This is a genomic window from Nocardia sp. NPDC049149 (assembly GCF_043197455.1).
In the GTDB taxonomy this organism is placed as follows: Bacteria; Actinomycetota; Actinomycetes; order Mycobacteriales; family Mycobacteriaceae; genus Nocardia.
In genome coordinates this window covers 15,542-34,198 of sequence record NZ_JBICTD010000022.1, presented here as the reverse complement: position 1 = coordinate 34,198, position 18,657 = coordinate 15,542, and the positions used below count along the sequence as shown (strand labels likewise).

The window sequence follows — 18,657 nt, the reverse complement described above, 5'->3', positions numbered from 1 at the left end:
TTGTGTGGGTGGTTTCGGCAAATACGACGGTGGCGTTGCTTTAGCCGGTGGTCGACGGTGCGACGTCGGCGGCAAGGAGGTCGTCGCAGACACCGAGCAGGACGCGCCGCAGCACGGCCGACCGTTCGGCAAGGGCGGCCTGGGCCCGCACGTACTCCGCGCGACCGGAGGCGGTTTCGATCCGCACCGGCTCGTATCCGTAGTCGGACAGGTCGTAGGGGCTTGCGCGCATATCGAGTTCGCGGGCGGCGCACGCCAGCTCGAAGCAGTCCAGGATCAGCTCGGACGAGACGAGGGGGACCAGTTTGAAGCCCCACTTGTAGAGGTCCATGTTGGCGTGCAGGCAGCCCGGCTGTTCCCGCTGAACCTGATCGGCGCGGGTGAGCGGCTCGGCGTTGCGGCCGACGGCGTCGGGGGTGAAGAAGCGGTAGGCATCGAAGTGGGTGCAGCGCAACGACATCGACTCGACGACGGCGTCGGTGCCCGAGTGTCCTAAACGCAGGGGCACCTGTCGGTGCCTGACCTCGTCGGTGCGGTACACCATGGCCCACTCGTGCAGCCCGAAGCAGGACAGGTGTGCGGGCCGGGTCGCGGTGGCGCGCAGCAGGTTCGCGACGAACTCGATGGTGTCGCGCCGCCGCGCCAGATAGGCGGGATCGGCCGTGCATCCTTCCGCCCGCCGGTGATAGCCACGCGCGCCGTCGTATTCGGCGGCACCGGCCAGCGCGACGCCGAAACCCGGGTGCCAGCGTCGCAACTGGGCGGGCTTGTGCCCGTAGTAGGTGAACAGGAAGTCGATCACCGGATGCGCCGAACCCGCAGCCCGCCGGTGCAGATACGGGCCCACGAGCGCGTCGAGCCGGACCACGTGCGCCGCGGCCCGCTCCCGCCACTGCTCCTCGGCGAGTACCAGCACATCGCTCATGACTGCGCCTCGCTCGGCTCCGTCATGCGGGAACCGCACTCCCACACGCTCATTCGATAATCCGGTGCGTCCCGTCGCGGACGGTGCCGACGAACTCTTCCACCAGATCCTCGAGCGCAACGATGCCCGTGGTGTTGCCTCGGGTGTCGACCACCCGGCCCAGGTGACTGTTGGTGCGGCGCAGCCTGGCTAGCGCCTCGTAGAGGGTGGTGTGCATGCTCACCGTCGGCAACGGCCGAATATCGGTGCGCGGGATGGGCGTTGCCGGACCGGCGGCCTCGTCGGCCACCTTGTCCAGCACGTCCTTCACGTGCAGGTACCCGACCAGCGAACCGTCGGTGGCCCGGACCGGATAGCGGGAGAATCCGGTTTCGGCGACGGCGGTTTCGATATCGCCGAGCGTGGTTCCGTTGCCGCGCAACGGAACTGTCCGGGTGGTTTCCAACGGCACCAGCACATCGGCAACGACCCGTTCGCTGGTGCCGAGTGCTTGGGTGAGCCTGCGATGCTCTTCCTCGTCGAGCAGCCCCTCCGAACGTGACTCACCGATCATCTCGGCGAGTTCCACCGAGGAGACGGTGGCGTCCAGCTCGTCCTTCGGCTCGACCCGGATCAACCGCAGCGACAGGTTCGCCGCCAGGTTGTAGATCGCGATGAGCGGACGCGCCAACCGCAACCACATCAGGTGCACCGGAACCAGCAGCAGCGCACTGCGTTCCGGTCCGGCCAGCGCGATGTTCTTCGGGATCATCTCGCCGAACAGGATGTGCAGGATCACCACGATGGCCAGCGCGACGGCGAACGCGACCGGATGCAGCAGTTGTTCGGGCAGGCCGAGGAAATCGAACGGGCCTTCCAGCAGGTGCGCGACGGCGGGCTCGCCGACGCGACCGAGCAGGATCGAGCAGATGGTGATGCCGAGCTGCGCCGCCGCCAGCATGATCGACAGGTTCTCCCCGGCCCGAATCACGGTGTTGGCGTTGCGCTTTCCCTGCGCGGCCAGCGCCTCGAGCCGGTCGCGTCGGGCCGAGATCAACGCGAACTCGGCGGCGACGAAGAAGGCGTTGCCCGCGAGCAGCACCACGGTGAGCAGCACTGCGAACAGATCACCCATGACTGTGCTCCTGTGCGGGCAGCGCGCCGGGTCCGGTCAATGCCTCGTCCTTGGGGCGCGCCAGCTGTGCGGGCAGCGCCTCCCGGTCCGGCGATGCCGGATCGTCGGGCTGCTGGTCGGGGTGGTGCTTGCGCAGCGCGAGATCGTCCGCGGCCACTGGGATCAGGCGAACCCGGTCGATCCGGCGCCCGTCCATCCGTTCGACCCTGGCGATCCAGCCGCCGTCCTCGGGCGAGTCGGTCGACGACCATTGCTGGGAGCGGGGATTCGGCAACAGCACCTCGTCGCCGGCGTCCGGGATGCGGCCGAGCCGGGTGAGCACCAGCCCGCCCAGCGTCTCGTACTCCCCTTCGGGTGCGTCGTAACCGGTCGCCCTGGACACCTCGTCGATGCGCAGCAGCCCGGAACAATCCCAGCCGTCGGGCACCCGGCGCACGTCGAGTTCTTCCTCGTCGTGCTCATCGCGGACATCGCCGAGGATCTCCTCGATGATGTCCTCCATCGTGACGATGCCCGCCGTGCCGCCGTATTCGTCGACGACGAGTGCGACCTGCATGCCGTCGGCGCGGATGCGCTCGAGCACCTCGTCACCGTCGAGGCTGGCAGGCACGATCGGCACCGGGCGAGCCAGCATCTGCAGCGGAATGGTGCGGCGCACGGTCGCCGGATGGGTGAACGCCTGCTTGATGTGCACCACGCCGAGGGTGTTGTCGAGGTCGCCGTCGATCACCGGGAAGCGGGAGAACCCGGTGCGCCGAGCGGCGTCGATGAGATCGGCGATGGTGTCGAGCTTGTCCAGCGATTCGATTTTCACCCGCGGCGTCATCAGTTCCTCGGCGCTGCGCTCGCCGAACTGCAGCGACCGATCGATCACCAGGGCGGTGCGCTGGTCGAGGGCGCCGCGCAGAGCCGAGGTGCGCACCAGCGACCCGAGTTCCTGCGGCGAACGCGCCGAGCGCAGCTCCTCGGCCGGTTCGACACCGAGCCTGCGGACCACCCAGTTGGCCGTGTTGTTCAGGAAATGGATCAGCCATTTGAACACCACCGAGAAGCCGACCATCGGCGTCGCGGTGATGCGCGCGGTGGCAAGCGGCTTGGAGATCGCGATGTTCTTGGGCACCAGCTCGCCGTAGATCATGGACAGCGAGGTGGCCAGCACGAGCGCCAGTGCCAGCGAGATGCCCTGTGCCGCACCCTCGCTCAGGCCGATGCCGGTGAACAGCGGATCCAGCAGCCGAGCAAGCACCGGCTCGGCGATGTAACCGGTGATCAGCGTGGTGATGGTGATGCCGAGCTGGGCGCCGGAGAGCTGGAAGGAGAGCGTGCGATGGGCTTGGCGCACCATCCGTGCGCGGACGTCACCGTTGCGCGCATGCGATTCGACGGTGCTGCGTTCCAGCGCGGTCAGCGAGAATTCGGCGGCGACGAAGAGGGCGGTGCCTGCCGTGAGGGCGATGAACCCCAGCAGGCTGAGTGCCGTGAGTGCGACGGACATCGTCAGCGCCACCCCGAGAAGGTCGACAGCGGGAGTGCGGGCACACAGCGTGGCCGCAGCCTGCGGGGCGGATACCCACCCTGGGCTGGGAACTGGCCGGAGGGAATTGGGGCTCGGAGTAGGAGGACGCCGGGTTTGTCACCCGGCTCGGTAGAGGAGCCCTCCTGTGCTGCGCCCTCGGACGCGGGTGACAACTGGATCCTTTCGCAAAGTGGCGGCCGTGGTGCCGGAGACCGGCAACAACAATGTTACCGGCCAACGCAGACGATCGCGTTGGCCGGTCCCATGTCATGTCACGGGCGTGTCGAGCCGGTGCTCACCAGCCGCTGGGCAGCGGGCGTCCTTCGGCGAAACCGGCCGCGGACTGCACGCCGAGCACGGCCTGCTCGTGCAGCTCGGTCAGGCTACGCGCGCCCGCGTAGGTGCACGCGCTGCGCACGCCGGAGCAGATGTGGTCGATGAGGTCCTCGACGCCGGGGCGCTCAGGGTCCAGCCGCATGCGCGAGCTGGAGATGCCCTCCTCGAACAGCGCCTTGCGGGCCCGGTCGAAGCCGCTGTCGGTGGCGGTGCGCGCGGCGACCGCACGCTTGGACGCCATGCCGAAGCTCTCCTTGTAGGCGTTGCCGTCGCGGTCGACGCGCAGATCGCCGGGCGATTCGTAAGTGCCTGCGAACCAGGAGCCGATCATCACGTTGGACGCGCCAGCAGCCAGCGCGAGTGCGACGTCGCGCGGGTGCCGGACACCGCCGTCCGCCCAGATGTGCACGCCGAGTTCCTTTGCGGCGGTGGCACATTCGGCGACCGCGGAGAACTGCGGGCGACCGACGCCGGTCATCATGCGGGTGGTGCACATGGCGCCGGGGCCGACGCCGACCTTGATGATGTCGGCGCCCGCGGCGGCCAGGTCGCGGGTGCCCTGCGCGGACACCACGTTTCCGGCGACCAGCGGCACGCCGAGGCCGAGATCACGGACGGCGCTGAGGGATTCGAGCATCTTGGCCTGGTGGCCGTGCGCGGTGTCCATGACGAGCACGTCGGCGCCCGCGTCGACCAGCGCCTTGGCCTTGGCGACCACATCGCCGTTGATGCCGACCGCGGCGGCGACGCGCAGCTGGTTCTGCTGGTCGACGGCGGGCTGGTAGATGCCTGCGCGGACCGAGCCGGTGCGAGTCATCACGCCTGCCAGGGTGCCGTCCTCGGCGGTCAGGACCGCGAGCTTGGCGTGCTTGGCCTCGAGCAGTTCGAAGATGTCACGGGGCGAGGTGCTCGCGGGCGCCTGGACGAAATCGGTGATCGCCACGTCACGCAGTCTGGCGAACCGGTCGACGTCGGTGCACGAGGCCTCGGTGACGACACCGACCGGGCGGCCGGTCGTGTCCACCACGACGACCGCGCCGTGGGCGCGCTTGTGCATCAGGGCGACGGCCTCGGACACCGAGCGTTCCGGGTCGAGGGTGACCGGGGTGTCCGCGGTGAGCGAGCGGCTCTTGACGAAGGCGATGGTGTCGGCGGCCGCGCTGATCGGCAGATCCTGTGGCAGCACCACGATGCCGCCGCGGCGGGCGACGGTCTCGGCCATCCGGCGTCCAGCGACCGCGGTCATGTTGGCGACGACGATCGGGATGGTGGTGCCGGACCCGTCGACGGTGGAAAGGTCGACGTCGAACCGTGAGGCGACATCCGTCCGATTGGGGACGAGGAAGATGTCGTCGTAGGTCAGGTCATACGGCGGCTGATGGCCAGGGAGAAACTGCACTTAACCGATGATAACCAAGAGCGGTCATGGTCGTGCAATCGCCCAGCATCAGGTGGAGGCCGACGGTGCAGCGGGCGGCGGGTCCGCGGCAGCAGTCCGAGGGGGTCGGCGGTAGGAAAAGGGCAGGTGGTGGGCTGATTGCCGGGGGAGGCGAGCGCAGCCACGGGGGGAACAACGACGGGTTGGTCGGTGCGGGGCGCAGGTCGTGTATGACGACGGGATAGCTGACAGCCCATTCTTTGCCGTGAGGTTCCTCTTGGTAGGAGAAGGCGAGTAAGCCTCCTACCACGAGGCTGAGGGCGGCCCCGGCCCCGGCTAAGGGCCGGATCAGTCGAAGCCGGTTCGTCGCCGGTGTGGTGTTCGTGCCCATGTCACTCTCCAGGCCGAGCCTATGACTCAGGAATCGGACCGACGGCGGGCTCCGTTACAACCCGTCAGCTGGTCGCCTGGGCGCGAGAGAGTTGAATTGCGGTGGCGCACATGATGATCACGGCGACCGCAGTGATCGCCAGGCCGAAAGCGTTGGTGCGCAAGCGCTCATCGAGGACGGTGAGGCCGATGAACGCGGCCGCGAGCGGTTCTGCGATCGTGACGGCGGGTAGCGACGCGGTGAGAGGTCCGGCCTGAAATGCACGCTGCTGCAAGTAGACACCGGTGATTCCGGCGGCGACCAGCGCCCAGGTCTGCCAGCTGCCGAGCACGTGGCCGATGCCGTGTTCGAACAGATCGGTGACGTAGGAGGTGAGGGCCGCGGCCAAGCCGTACAGCGAGCCGCTGGCCGCGCCGAGCAGCAGTGCGCGCCTGCTGGGATCGGTGGCTCCGATGCCTGCCGTGGTTGCGGCGGCGACGAGCCCGATCAGTACGATCAGCGGGACCAGCCAATCATGGAGCGGCGCATCGGTATTGCCTGCCGAAGGATCGCCGACCAGCAGGAACACGGCGAGCGCCACGGTGAGGGCGAGCGCGCCCGCCCAGGTCCGTCCGGTTACCCGCCTACCGTTGAGCCGCGCGGCCAGCGGCAGTGCGAACACCAACGCGCTCACCAGGATCGGCTGAACCAGCAACACCGCGCCGAGGGCCAGCGCGGCGACCTGCAGGCCGTAGCCGCCGATATCGCCGACCACACCGGCCCACCAGCGCGGGTTGCTCAGCAGCGCACGGACGAGCGAAACCCCTTCGGGCACCGCGGCGGCCGCGCGCTGCTGGGCGACCGCCGCGAGCGCGAAGAACAGCGCAGCCAGCACCGCGCAGACGACGGCGCCTACGGGGTGCTCGGCCACGATCGTCAGTTAGCCCCGCGGTTGCGGTGGCTCGGCGCGCGCTCCGGGCGTACGGCGCGTCGCCGTCCGTTTCCGGGAGTGTCGCCGTTCGCGCCGCCGCCGGAGCGACCGCTGAAGCCGGTCCCCGATCCTGCGGAACGGCTCGAGGTGGCGGCCCGGCCGCCGAATCCCGCGGCGTTCCCGGTGCCTGTCGCGGACCTGGACGCACCGCGTGCGCCGCCCGCCTGGCCGGCGCCGACCTTCGCGCCACGAGTGGCGCCGCCCGCGGATCCTGCGCCGACCTTGGCCGCGCCACGACCGGTCGATCCGCCGGTGCGGCTCGACCCAGCGTTGTCTTCACGCGAGGCGAATCCCTTGGCAGGACCGCCATTTCGGCCTCCGGCAGCCCGGCCGGCGCGCGCCGGAGCACCGGCCCCACGCCCCGCGGTCTCACCAGCGGCCGCGCGACGACTCGCCGAACCGGAACGCCTGCGACCGGTGCCGGTGCTCGAACCACCTTCGGCCGCAGCCTGCTTCGGCGGTGCGGGCGCGGCGACCGGAACCCCGGAGGGCTGGCGCGCACCGGTGATCTCGATCAGCTTGCGGTCACCCGGCCTGACCTCGATACCGGCGACCTTGACACCCGCCTTACGCGTCATCGTCTCGACGTCGCGCCGTTCTTCGTCCATGACCAGCGTGACGACAACGCCGTCCTCGCCCGCCCGCGCGGTGCGCCCGGCCCGATGCAGGTATGCCTTCGACTCGGCGGGCGGATCGACGTGCACCACAAGGGAAATGCCGTCGACGTGGATGCCGCGCGCCGCCACATCGGTGGTGACCAGCACCGGAACCGAGCCGTCCGCGAACGCCGCGAGCGTGCGGGTCCGGTTGTTCTGCGCCTTGCCGCCGTGCAGCGCGCCCGCCGGAATGCCGGACCCGCGCAGCTGCTTGGCCAGCCGGTCCGCGCCGTGCTTGGTCCGCACGAACATGATGGTGAGCCCGTCGCGCGCGGCGATCTCAGCGGCGACGGTGCGCTTGGCGATCTTGTCGCGCACATAGAGCAGGTGGTGGGTCATCGTCGCCACCGACGCCGAGGGCGGCGCGGTCGAGTGCGTGACGGGGGAGCGCAGGTAGCGCTTGACGAGCTTGTCGACCTCGCCGTCGAGGGTGGCCGAGAACAGCAGGCGCTGACCGTCTTTCGGGGTCTGATCGAGCAGCTTGGTGACCTGCGGCAGGAACCCCATGTCGGCCATGTGGTCGGCCTCGTCCAGCGCGGTGATCCGCACGTCGGCCAGCGACGCCGAGCCCTGCGAGATGAGGTCGAAGAGCCGGCCGGGGGTGGCGATGAGTAAGTCGACGCCGCGCGCGAGCCGGTCGGCCTGCCGCTTGATCGGCGCACCGCCGACGACGGAGGCGACCCGGAGGCCGAGCGCGAGTGCCGGTGCGTCCATGGCGCGTTCGATCTGTGCGGCCAGTTCCCTGGTCGGCACCAGCACCAGCCCGCGCGGCCTGCCCGGCTTGCTCGACCCGCCGGCGAGCCTGGCCAGCATGGGCAGCCCGAAGGCGAGGGTCTTGCCGGAACCGGTCGGGCCGCGGCCGAGCACATCCTTGCCCGCCAGGGCGTCCGGCACCGTCGCGGCCTGGATGGGGAACGGTGCCTCGATGCCGTCGCGCCGCAGTGCTTGCACGAGCACGGCGGGCAGGCCCAGGTCCGTAAATGACACGGTGGGCGCCGCGGCGACGGTTGTCGAGGGGGTCACGAGGGGTGTGTGCCTTTCGTAAGACGGCGCGCTCGTCTTCGTGAACGCGCTGTTCGGTGGGGTCGGGGCGGTGACCGAGGGCGGTTCACCGCGCGCTGCGGCAAGAGACATCATGCGCAGCGCGAAGAGGGCGATGTGGCCGCCAACGGGCGGGCCAAGTGTCCAGGATACGTCCTACGAGTGTCAGCCGCGGAACAGCCGACCCAGTTCGACGAGCCACGGCACCGCGACGGCCATCGTCGGCACCACCAGAATCGCGGCTGAGCCGAGGTAGGCGGCGCTGGCGACGCGGACGTCGCCAATACGGCCGGAGAGTCGCTGGATGCGAATCAGCGTGGTCGGTCCGCCTGCTGCGAGCGCGCCCTGCGGCGCGGTGGACTTGGCACAGGCGACGAGCGCGCGGGCCAGTGGCTTGGGCCCGGTGACTTTGACCGCGGAATCGTCGGCGAGCAACTCGATGAGCAGCTTCACCGAACCGAGTGCGGCCTTGCTGCGCACTACCCGCGGAAACGCCTCGTGCACCGCGGTAAACGCCTCGAGCACCAGGTCGTGCCGTGCCCGCAGGTGCGAGCGTTCGTGGCTGACGATCGCGGTGATCTCCGCGTCCTCCAGGTTGGTCAGCGTGCCCTCGCTGATCACCACCCGCTGGCGCAGGCCGGGCAGGCAGTAGGCGATCGGCTCGGTCGCGGCGAGCACCCGGATATCGGAGGCCCGGCGCCGGGGTCCGCTCTGATCGAGCAGGTCGACGAGCATCCGATGCCTGGCTCGCCTGCGCCTGGTGTGCACACCGACGCGCACGATGGCGTAGATCAACCGCGCGCCGACGAGCAGGGTGAGCATGAACACAAAGACATAGGCCAGCCACAGCGGCAATCCGAGCGCGTCGATCTCGCGCATCGGTGCGGTGGTCGGCCTGCCGTCCGGGCCAGGCACGAGCAGCTCCGCGGCGATGGCCAGTCCGGAGCCGAACGCGCTGAGCACGGCGGCGAGCGCGATGGCCTGCCACAGCACGAGCGCGGCGCGGGGCGTCCGGTATGTCCAGGTCGCCCGGCTGAGCAGGGCCGGGGCAGGCCCCGCGAGAAGCAATGCGAGTCCGGCGAATACCGGCGCGGTTGCGTTCATCGACTCAGCTCACTGCGTTGGGGGCGTGGTCCCCGAGGAGTCTACTGCGACAACTATTGTGGCGGCGGCGTGTCCTCGGATGCTTCGAGCTTAGCGAGTGCCTCCCGGAGGGCGTCAGCCTCATCCTTGCCGACCTGTTCCACGAAGTGCACGAGGGCGGCGGCGCGGCTGCCCGCGGCGTCGGCCTGTTGCAGTGCGTCCACCATCAGACTCGCCACCAGCTCGTCGCGGGTGTGCACCGGCGCGTACCGGTGTGCGCGGTCGTCACGCTGCTGGACCACCAGGTTCTTCTTCGCGAGGCGTTGCAGCACCGTCATCACCGTGGTGTACGCGAGCTCCCGGCGCGCGGCCAATGCCTCGTGCACCTGCCGGACCGTCTGCGGTTCATCGGTCGACCACAACTGGTCCATGACCGCTTTCTCGAGTTCACCAAGTCCTGCCATCCCACAATTTTACGGAATCAACGACATGCATGCGTACTACAGGTCGTCGTAACTATGGAATAGCTGGTGTGTCATTTGTCATACCGTGCTGTTTTCCGGCATGACGGGACCTCCGACACGGCCGCGCACATGCCTGGTTCCGATCGGCACCACCATCGGTCGCCCGGAGACCGGGTCCGGTAAAACGGAGGCGTCCAGATCGAAGACTTCGCGCAGCAGATCGACGGTGACGATGTCGGAGGGACGGCCGTGCGCGACGATCCGGCCCTCGCGCATGACGAGGAGCTCATCGCTGTAGCGGATCGCCAGATTCAGATCGTGCAGCACCATGACGACGGTGCGCCCGAGATCCGCGTGCAGCCGGTCGACCAGGTCGAGCACGTCCACCGCGTGGGCGAGGTCGAGGTAGGTGGTCGGCTCGTCGAGCAGCAGGATGTCGGTGCCCTGCGCCAAAGCCATGGAGATCCAGGCGCGTTGGCGCTGGCCGCCGGAGAGTTCGTCGAGCGCGCGGTCGGCGAGATCGGCGATGCCGGTCTGTTCGAGCGCGGCGAACACCTCGGCCTCGTCCGCCGCCGACCACTGCCGGAACCACGACTGGTGCGGATGTCGGCCGCGCGCAACGAGATCGGCGACGGTGAGACCTTCCGGCGCGACCGGCGACTGCGGCAGCATGCCGATCACCCTGGCCACGTCCTTGGTCTTCATCGTCGAAATGGCCTTGCCGTCCAACAGGACTCGGCCCGCCTGCGGGCGAAGCAACCGGCCGAGCGAGCGAAGCAGCGTCGACTTGCCGCAGCCGTTGGGGCCGATCACCGTGGTGATCACGCCGGGGGCGATGTCGAGGGTCAGCCCGTCGACGATCACCCGGTCGCCGTAGCCGAGCGTGACGGTGTCGGCGCCGAGCCGATGGGAGTGCGGAACCGGCTTCGCGTCCGCCGCGCTGGTCGCGGCTTCGGTGGTCATGACAGCGTTGCCTTCCGATTCATTCGCACGAGCAGGTACAGCAGGAACGGCCCGCCGAACGCGGCGGTCACGATGCCGACCGGCAGGTCGGCGGGGAGGATGCTGCGGGAGGCCACGTCCGCCCCGACCACCAGGATGGCACCGACGAGCGCGGAACCGATGAGGGGTTCGCCGGGGGTGCGCAGCACGCGGCGCGCGATCTGCGGCGCGGCCAGCGCGACGAAGCCCACCGGGCCGACGATCGCGGTGGCCACCGAGGCGCCGATCACCGACGCTCCGATCAGCAGCGCCTGCTGGGATTGGATCCGCACGCCGAGCGAGCGGGTGGTGTCGGTGCCGAGCCGCAGCGCGGCCAGCGTCCGCGCTGAGCCGAGCGCGACGAGCGCGACCACCGCGAGCGCGACCGCGGCCGGGGCGAGGGTGTCGCGGTTGACGCTGTTGAGAGATCCGTTGAGCCACAGGTGCGCTCGCTGCGCGTCTTGCAGATCGGCGCGGGTGATCACCCAGTTGATGCCCGCGAGCAGCAATGCGTTCAAGCCGACGCCGATGAGCACCAACCGCAATCCGGTGACGCCACGATCGCCGGTCGGGCTGCGGCCCCAGGCCAGCAGATAGATCGCCGCGGCGGTGAGCAGCCCGCCGGCGAGTGCGGCGAGCGGCGCGCCGAGCGTTGCGGCCAGACCGGTGCTGCCGCCGAGGACGACGACCGAAATCGCGCCGAGGCCTGCACCGGCGGTAATGCCGAGCATGTCCGGTGACGCGAGCGGGTTGTGCAGGATGGACTGGGTGATCGCCCCGGACAGTCCGAGCGCCGCGCCGACCACCAGCGCGGTGAGCGCGCGCGGCAGCCGGGAGTCGAGCACGATGAACCGTTGCGCCCTGGTGCCGCCGCCGCTCAGCACGTCGAGCACCCGGCCGAGCGGGATGTGCGATTCGCCGGTGGCGATGTCGAGACAGAACAACAGCAGCGCGGCGGCGCCGAGTGCGGCGACGACGAGCACCATCACCGGGCGCAGCACCAGCGAGATCGGCCCGATCCGCAGTGCGGGACGGGCGCCCTTGGTCGGCAGCACGCCCTTGGTCGACCGTGGTTTCAGCGAAAGCGTCACAGGCTCACCAGCTTCCGGCGGCGCACGAACGCGATGAAGAACGGTGCGCCGAGCGCGGCGAGCATGACGCCGACCTCGAGCTCGCCGGGGCGGGCGATCACCCGTCCGACGATATCGGCGATCAGCAGCAGCAGTCCGCCGATCAGGCCGGAATACGGGACGAGCCAGCGAAAGTCGGGCCCGGTGATCATCCGGGCGAGGTGCGGCACCACCAAGCCGATGAACGCGATCGGCCCGACCGCGGCGGTCGCCGCGCCGGACAGCAGCACGATGGCGGCCAGTCCGAGCGCTCGGCTGCGGCCGATGTTCACGCCGAGCCCGCGGGCCACGTCGTCGCCGAGGCTCAGCAGGTTCAGTCCTGGCGACGCGATCACGGCGAGCAGCAGACCGATCGCCAGGAAGGGCAGCACCTGCCACAGCACCGCCGCGTCGCGGCCGCCGACGCTGCCGACGACCCAGAACCGGTAGGCGTCGAGTGCCGCCGGATCAAGCAGCACAACGGCATTCGTCATCGCCTGCAAAAATGCGGTGACTGCCGCGCCTGCCAGCACCAGGCTCAGCGGGCTCGCCTTGCCGGCACCGACCGACGACGCCCCGAAGACCGCGAGCCCGGCGACCAGCGCGCCTGCGAAGGCGAACCAGATGTATTGCGCGGGTGTGGTGAACGCGAACAGGTACATGCTCAGCGCGGCGAGGAAGGCCGCGCCCGCATTCAGCCCGAGCAGGCCTGCGTCGGCGAGCGGATTGCGGGTGTAGCCCTGGATCAGCGCGCCTGCGATGCCGAGCGCGAGTCCGGTGGTCAGTGCCAGCGCCGTGCGGGGCAGCCGGAGCCCGCGGACGATGTCCTCGGCGGTGGACTCTGTAGCGCAGCTGAACGGTCCACCCTGACAGGTGAGTCCGTGGTAGACAGCGTCGTAGACGACGCCCGGCGAGAGCGACCTGGTCCCGATCGCGACGCTGGCGAGCGCGGCGAACAGGAGGAGTGCGGTCAACGCGAGCAGCCCGGACAGGCGACGGCGCCGCACGGTGCCAAGGATGGTCACGGTGACGAACTGCTCCTGATTCGTGGTAGCACGGTACTGGTTGGTCTGGTAAGCCTAACCTATCTTCGGTGCGCACCTGTCCCGGCCAACTCCCGGTGCGCATGCGTCACGGCCAACCCCTCGAGGAGGTTTCATGCCCGAGCTCATGACCACCAGTCCGCCACGCCATGCTCAATTGGCGTTCGACCGCACCTGCGATCGGCTGCGTGCGCTGCAGCCCGAGCATCCGCGGGTCTATGCCGTGGCGGCGATGGCTGAGCAGGGCAAGCGTCGATGGTGGCGATTGGCCGACGGGGTGCGCGAAGGCCGGATCGAGTTGATGTATCGCAGGCATGCGGCCGAGATGATCCGCGCCGACGTCGCGGCGGAAGTGGTGGCCACCGCGCTGATTCACGCGGTGGTCGGGCGGGTGGTCGCGCTGCTGATCGCCGAGGGGCGGGCCTGGGATCCCGGCCTGGAGAACCTGTGGATCCACACCGACAACGACGGCGGCACCGACTGGGCGGGCCTGGGCGACACCACCATTCGGGTCGTCGACGGCGACGTGCTTTCCGGCGATTCCGGCGTGGTGAGCCTGCCGTGCGACGGCGCGATGTATGTCTGGCTCGCGCACCGCTGCGAGCCCGCGCTGGTGCTCATCCAGTCGAGCATGGCGCGCTACGCGGGTCTGCCCGCCCGCCGGTTCTGGCAACTGGTCGGCGAATCCATCGCGGGCGCTTCGACTTACGTGCCGGAGCTGGCGCGCACCGACGCGGTGGCGGGCACTCGCCGCGGTCAAGGGCTGCTGGCGGCGTTGGAGCGGCGCGGACTTCCGGTGCGCCGAACGACCAGCTTGCTAACTTAGGTAAGCCTGACCTATACTCATTCTCGGCGGGCGGATCGAGCGAGAGTCCCGAGGGCTGCGGTGACCCCCGATCCATTGCCGCGATGGGCTCCACTTCGGTGGAGCCCATCGCTCTGTCCGGGGTCGGTACCCGGCCTGCGGCGAGCCAGCGCAAATCGGCGGCGATCGCTGTGCAAAAGTGGACCGTATGACAGAGCAACAGGAGAGGGCGCGTGACTGGCTGGCGAGCATCACGCCGGACCAGATGACCGAGGCCAGCGAAGGCACGTTCACCGACCTGATCGGGTTGCGCTACACCGAAATCAGCCCCGACCGGGTGCGTGGCGAATGGACCGTCAAGCCACACCTGTACCAGCCAGCCGGCATCCAGAACGGCGGCGTCTACTGCACCGTCATCGAGACGCTCGCCAGCGTCGCGGGCGGGGTCTGGTACGGCGGCAAGGGCACGGTCGTCGGCGTGAACAACAACACCGATTTCCTGCGTGCGGTCCGCGACGGCCTGCTCGTCGGCGAGGCGACGCCGGTGCATCGCGGCAGGCTGCAACAGCTGTGGCAAGTGGTGATCACCGACGAGCAGGCCCGGGTGGTCGCGCGCGGCCAAGTCCGGCTGCAGAACCTGCCTGCCTGAGCGGTCGCACGGCGGCGCGCCTGCGGAACAGGCGTGCCAGAATGACCGTCACCCTTGCCATCCCGAGCCACGAGGACCCCGCATGCGACTGTCGCCCCACGAGCAGGAACGGCTGCTGCTGAGCTATGCGGCCGAGCTGGCCAGGCGCAGGCAGGCGCGCGGGCTGAAGCTGAATCATCCCGAGGCCGTGGCGCTCATCACCGATCACGTGCTGGAGGGCGCGCGGGACGGGCGCTCGGTCGCCGAGCTGATGTCTTCCGGGCGAACGGTTCTCACGCGCGCCGACGTGATGGACGGTGTGCCGGAAATGATCAAGGACGTGCAGGTCGAGGCGACCTTCCCGGACGGGACCAAGCTGGTCACCGTCCACCACCCGATCGGTTAGGCGGGCCATGATTCCGGGTGAATACCTCTGTGCCGAGGGCACTATCGAGCTGAACGCGGGTGCGCCGCGACTCGAACTCGACGTGCTCAACACCGGCGACCGGCCGGTGCAGGTTGGCAGCCATGTGCATTTCCCGCAGGCCAACGCCGCGCTGCGCTTCGACAGGGCGGCCGCGCACGGCCATCGGCTCGACATCCCCGCAGGCACCGCGGTGCGTTTCGAACCCGGTCTCGGCCAGCGGGTTTCGCTGGTTCCGCTCGGCGGAATGCGCGAGGTGCACGGCATCAGCCTGACGCCGCCGGGGCAGTTGGACGGAGAGCAGTCATGACCGAACTGAGCCGCGCCCGCTACGCCGAACTGTTCGGTCCGACCACCGGTGACCGAATTCGCCTGGCCGACACCGATCTGCTCATCGAGATCACCGAAGACCGCAGCGGCGGACCGGGACTCGCGGGCGACGAGGCCGTCTTCGGCGGTGGCAAGGTGCTGCGCGAATCCATGGGACAGTCCAGGGCCACCCGTGCCGACGGTGCGCCGGACACCGTGATCACCGGCGCGGTGATCATCGACCACTGGGGCATCATCAAGGCCGATGTGGGCATCAGGGACGGCCGGATCTGCGGCATCGGGAAGGCGGGCAACCCCGACACGATGAGCGGGGTACACCCCGACCTGGTGGTCGGTCCGTCCACCGAGATCATCGCGGGTAACGGGCGCATCCTCACCGCGGGCGCCATCGACTGTCACGTGCACTTCATCTGCCCGCAGCTGATGGACGAGGCGCTCGGCGGGGGCATCACCACGTTGATCGGCGGCGGCACCGGGCCCGCCGAGGGCAGCAAGGCGACCACGGTGACGCCGGGCGCGTGGCATCTGGCCAGGATGCTGGAGGCCACCGACGGCTGGCCGATGAACATCGTCCTGCTCGGCAAGGGCAACACGGTCAACGCCGAGGCGATGTGGGAGCAATTGCGTGGCGGCGCAGCGGGTTTCAAGCTGCACGAGGACTGGGGCTCCACGCCCGCCGCGATCGACGCATGCCTCACCGTCGCCGAAGCCGCAGGCGTCCAGGTGGCGTTGCACTCGGACACGCTGAACGAGGCGGGCTTCGTCGAGGACACCCTCGGCGCCATCGCGGGCCGCGGCATCCACGCGTATCACACCGAGGGGGCCGGCGGCGGGCACGCGCCCGACATCATCACCGTCGCAGCGCATCTCAACGTGCTGCCCAGCTCGACCAACCCGACCAGGCCGCACACCGTCAACACCCTCGACGAACACCTCGACATGTTGATGGTGTGCCACCATCTGAGCGCGTCCATCCCCGAGGATCTCGCCTTCGCAGAGAGCCGGATTCGCCCGTCCACCATCGCCGCCGAGGATCTGCTGCACGATCTCGGCGCGATCTCGATGATCGGCAGCGACTCCCAGGCGATGGGGCGCATCGGCGAGGTGGTCATGCGGACCTGGCAGACCGCGCACGTGATGAAGCGCCGCCGCGGTGCGCTGCCCGGCGACGGCGCCGCCGACAACGCGCGGGTGCAGCGCTACATCGCCAAATACACCATCTGCCCGGCGGTGGCGCACGGGCTCGATCACGAGATCGGCTCGGTGGCGGTCGGCAAGCTCGCCGACCTGGTGCTGTGGGAGCCCGCGTTCTTCGGTGTGCGGCCGCACGTGGTGCTCAAGGGCGGCGCGATCGCGTGGGCGGCGATGGGCGATGCGAACGCGTCGATCCCGACGCCGCAGCCGGTATTGCCGCGGCCGATGTTCGGTGCGGCGCCGTTGGCCGCGGCGGCGACCTCGCTGCATTTCGTGTCCGAGCAGGCGATCGAGGACGGGCTGGCCGAGCGGCTGCGGCTCCGTCGGACGCTGGCGCCGGTCAAGAACGTTCGGGATCGGACCAAGACCGATATGCCGCACAACGAGGCGATGCCGCACATCGAGGTCGACCCGGACACGTTCACCGTGCGGATCGACGGCGAGGTCTGGACCGAGCAGCCCGCCACCGAACTGCCGATGGCGCAGCGCTATTTCCTGTTCTGAGGCGGCCGGTCGCGGCTAGGGGGAGAGGTCGACCATCATCGTGGCCAGCTGGAGCGCGGCCGCGCACGGGTCGAGGGCCGCGGGGCGCGAGCGGTTCTGGACGCGCCAGGTGATGGAACCGTTGGACGCGGCGGCCACCGCGCAGTCGTCGGGGTCGTGCGGGTTGCGGATGTAGAACGCGGTTGCGGTGACGGTGCCGAGCGCGTGCTGGGTGATGATCATGTGCTCGGTCTGGAAGCCGTTCGCCCTGGCCCGGTCCCACAGCTGCTGCAGCGACTCGTCGGCGGAGAAGGCGAAGCTGATGCCCGCATCGCCGGTGCCGATCTGTGCGTCCCACAGGCAGGCCTGCGGGGTGCGGTGCGCGACGAGGCTGTCGGCGTGCACGGCCTCGCTGATCTGGTCGGTGGACAGCGGCGCGCAGTCGGCGAACGGGGTGCGGGCGGCGGCGGGCGCGGCCTCGGGCACGTCGTTGCTGGCGCAGCCGGTCGCCAAGGCGACCACCGCTACAGCGGCAACTCCGGCATTTCGGGCAGAGAACGGGATCATCACCGCTCCCTTCTGGATCACTAACGGGTCAGACCAGGTCACGCTACCTAGACGGAACCGAACCGGCGACCTGAGCAGGAGCGATATTCCTCTCAGTCGGTTTGGTCGGGCGAGTGCGAGCGGGCGGCTCGGCGGATACGGTGTGGCGGCTCAGCGCCGGTCAGCAGCGAGGACGGTCGGGCGGGTGCAACCGGCAGCTCGGCGGTGGCCGCAGAGCGACTCGTCGCTCAGTCGACCTGACCGGGCAGTGCCCCGCCGCGGCGGCGGTGGTGGCGGACGGCGAGGCGGACGATGTCGGCGACGCCGGGATCGGCGATGGTGTAGACATTGCGTCGGCCCGCTTTGCGGACGTGAACCAAACCGGCCAGTCGGAGTTTGGCGAGATGCTGGCTGACCGCAGGCACGGTTTGGCCGATGTCGGTGGCCAGTGTGCCGACGTCGCGTTCACCCTGACTGAGCAGCCAGAGGATCTGCAACCGGGCGGTGGCCGCGAGCATGCCGAAAACCGCTGCCGCGTCATGTAGTTGAGCCGCCGGGATGAGACCCGGTTCGCTGTGCTCGGTCACGTCGCCTCCAACCTGTCGGTAGCGTGACACGCTGTCGAATACTTGCGCAACTGATTGACGTATGTGCGGCAGCGGGTTTCTAATGATGGGTGCGCAATTTCTGCGTGGATGAGCAACCAACGAAGCGGGGTGAGCGGCTGATGCCGGTTGACAGTATCGACGTCTCTAGCCGGACCGCCCTAGCGAAACAGGTTGTGCCGGTTCGTCGTTGATCTGCCCGCGCGACGCGCGGCCGAGGTGGATGGCCCGCCGATCGCCTGACGCGGCACCGATTCCAGCATTCTTTTCGACCCGATAGGTCGGCGCGCGCCGTCGGCCTGCGCTCGGTGCGATCGTCCGAGGACGGCCGCGCCGAGGTCCGGTCGCGGACACCTGCTGCCCGCGCCCGGACACCAGGCCCGCGCAGGCGGGCGCACTTTCCGCTAGCCGCTTTGACTTTCACTATCGAGTATTGGAGCTCCGCCATGGCGATCATGTTCAAGAGGGGTGAAACACCGCACCGCGCACCGAATCTGGAGCGCCAGGCGATCTGGTTCACCATCGGTCTCTACCTGCTGATCAGTGCCGGGCTGCTGACGATGCACTATGTGCACCCGCAGGCGCCGGTCGGGTCGTCGTCGGTGTCGCCTGCCCACTCCTCGGGGCGGTAGCGG

Annotated in this window: 18 protein-coding genes and 1 pseudogene; 6 read left to right on the top strand and 13 right to left on the bottom strand. The window is 69.4% G+C overall.

The features are described from left to right. Positions 1–40: 40 nt before the first annotated feature. The 11 genes and pseudogenes from ACGFNJ_RS43750 to ACGFNJ_RS43700 form a co-directional block, all read right to left on the bottom strand. On the bottom strand, positions 41–925 hold the full coding sequence (locus ACGFNJ_RS43750; RefSeq protein WP_393462541.1) for a 3-methyladenine DNA glycosylase: 885 nt from the start codon (positions 923–925) through the stop codon (positions 41–43). 49 nt (positions 926–974) lie between these two features. Next, a complete protein-coding gene (locus tag ACGFNJ_RS43745; RefSeq protein ID WP_393462539.1) occupies positions 975–2,039 on the bottom strand; it encodes a hemolysin family protein in 1,065 nt (354 codons plus the stop codon). Then, positions 2,032–3,534 (bottom strand): hemolysin family protein, encoded by a 1,503-nt coding sequence (locus tag ACGFNJ_RS43740; protein WP_393462537.1) that lies wholly within the window; start codon positions 3,532–3,534, stop codon positions 2,032–2,034. The genes ACGFNJ_RS43745 and ACGFNJ_RS43740 overlap by 8 nt, the downstream gene beginning before the upstream one ends. Positions 3,535–3,850: 316 nt before the next feature. Then, a complete protein-coding gene (locus tag ACGFNJ_RS43735; protein WP_393462535.1) occupies positions 3,851–5,290 on the bottom strand; it encodes a GuaB1 family IMP dehydrogenase-related protein in 1,440 nt (479 codons plus the stop codon). A 434-nt stretch (positions 5,291–5,724) separates the two neighbouring features. Next, positions 5,725–6,570, bottom strand: a complete 846-nt coding sequence (locus tag ACGFNJ_RS43730) for a DMT family transporter (protein ID WP_393462533.1) — start codon at positions 6,568–6,570, stop codon at positions 5,725–5,727. 505 nt (positions 6,571–7,075) lie between these two features. Then, a pseudogene (locus ACGFNJ_RS43725) lies at positions 7,076–8,273 on the bottom strand (DEAD/DEAH box helicase); the annotation flags it as partial. Positions 8,274–8,492: 219 nt separating this feature from the next. Further along, positions 8,493–9,431 (bottom strand): M56 family metallopeptidase, encoded by a 939-nt coding sequence (locus tag ACGFNJ_RS43720; RefSeq protein ID WP_393462531.1) that lies wholly within the window; start codon positions 9,429–9,431, stop codon positions 8,493–8,495. A gap of 53 nt (positions 9,432–9,484) precedes the next feature. Beyond that, on the bottom strand, positions 9,485–9,874 hold the full coding sequence (locus ACGFNJ_RS43715) for a BlaI/MecI/CopY family transcriptional regulator (protein ID WP_069160913.1): 390 nt from the start codon (positions 9,872–9,874) through the stop codon (positions 9,485–9,487). A gap of 78 nt (positions 9,875–9,952) precedes the next feature. Beyond that, positions 9,953–10,837, bottom strand: a complete 885-nt coding sequence (locus ACGFNJ_RS43710; protein ID WP_393462529.1) for an ABC transporter ATP-binding protein — start codon at positions 10,835–10,837, stop codon at positions 9,953–9,955. Next, positions 10,834–11,946 carry a FecCD family ABC transporter permease gene (locus ACGFNJ_RS43705; protein ID WP_393462527.1) on the bottom strand — a complete coding sequence of 371 codons (1,113 nt, stop codon included), beginning with the start codon at positions 11,944–11,946 and terminating at the stop codon, positions 10,834–10,836. Before ACGFNJ_RS43705 ends, ACGFNJ_RS43710 begins: the two co-directional genes overlap by 4 nt. Continuing rightward, positions 11,943–12,989: a FecCD family ABC transporter permease gene (locus tag ACGFNJ_RS43700; RefSeq protein ID WP_393462525.1), complete on the bottom strand. Its 1,047-nt coding sequence runs from the start codon at positions 12,987–12,989 to the stop codon at positions 11,943–11,945. Before ACGFNJ_RS43700 ends, ACGFNJ_RS43705 begins: the two co-directional genes overlap by 4 nt. 133 nt (positions 12,990–13,122) lie before the next feature. Here ACGFNJ_RS43700 and ACGFNJ_RS43695 point away from each other — a divergent pair, with 133 nt between their 5' ends. The 5 genes from ACGFNJ_RS43695 (at position 13,123) to ACGFNJ_RS43675 (ending at position 16,892) form a co-directional block, all read left to right on the top strand. Next, entirely contained in the window at positions 13,123–13,833 is a 711-nt protein-coding gene (locus tag ACGFNJ_RS43695) for a hypothetical protein (protein ID WP_393462523.1), read from the top strand. 244 nt (positions 13,834–14,077) lie between these two features. After that, the gene (locus ACGFNJ_RS43690) at positions 14,078–14,461 is read left to right on the top strand and encodes a PaaI family thioesterase (protein ID WP_393462562.1); all 384 of its coding nucleotides are present in this window, start codon (positions 14,078–14,080) and stop codon (positions 14,459–14,461) included. Between the two features lie 82 nt (positions 14,462–14,543). Continuing rightward, positions 14,544–14,846 carry an urease subunit gamma gene (locus tag ACGFNJ_RS43685; RefSeq protein WP_393462521.1) on the top strand — a complete coding sequence of 101 codons (303 nt, stop codon included), beginning with the start codon at positions 14,544–14,546 and terminating at the stop codon, positions 14,844–14,846. Positions 14,847–14,853: 7 nt separating this feature from the next. Further along, positions 14,854–15,174: an urease subunit beta gene (locus ACGFNJ_RS43680; protein WP_393462519.1), complete on the top strand. Its 321-nt coding sequence runs from the start codon at positions 14,854–14,856 to the stop codon at positions 15,172–15,174. Further along, a complete protein-coding gene (locus ACGFNJ_RS43675) occupies positions 15,171–16,892 on the top strand; it encodes an urease subunit alpha (RefSeq protein WP_393462517.1) in 1,722 nt (573 codons plus the stop codon). Before ACGFNJ_RS43680 ends, ACGFNJ_RS43675 begins: the two co-directional genes overlap by 4 nt. A 15-nt stretch (positions 16,893–16,907) precedes the next feature. On the opposite strand, the gene ACGFNJ_RS43670 is transcribed toward ACGFNJ_RS43675, so the two are convergent. Next, the gene (locus ACGFNJ_RS43670) at positions 16,908–17,438 is read right to left on the bottom strand and encodes a DUF3558 family protein (RefSeq protein ID WP_393462515.1); all 531 of its coding nucleotides are present in this window, start codon (positions 17,436–17,438) and stop codon (positions 16,908–16,910) included. Positions 17,439–17,665: 227 nt separating this feature from the next. Next, on the bottom strand, positions 17,666–18,004 hold the full coding sequence (locus ACGFNJ_RS43665; protein WP_393462513.1) for an ArsR/SmtB family transcription factor: 339 nt from the start codon (positions 18,002–18,004) through the stop codon (positions 17,666–17,668). Positions 18,005–18,435: 431 nt separating this feature from the next. Here ACGFNJ_RS43665 and ACGFNJ_RS43660 point away from each other — a divergent pair, with 431 nt between their 5' ends. Continuing rightward, entirely contained in the window at positions 18,436–18,654 is a 219-nt protein-coding gene (locus ACGFNJ_RS43660) for a hypothetical protein (RefSeq protein WP_393462511.1), read from the top strand. Positions 18,655–18,657 lie beyond the last annotated feature (3 nt).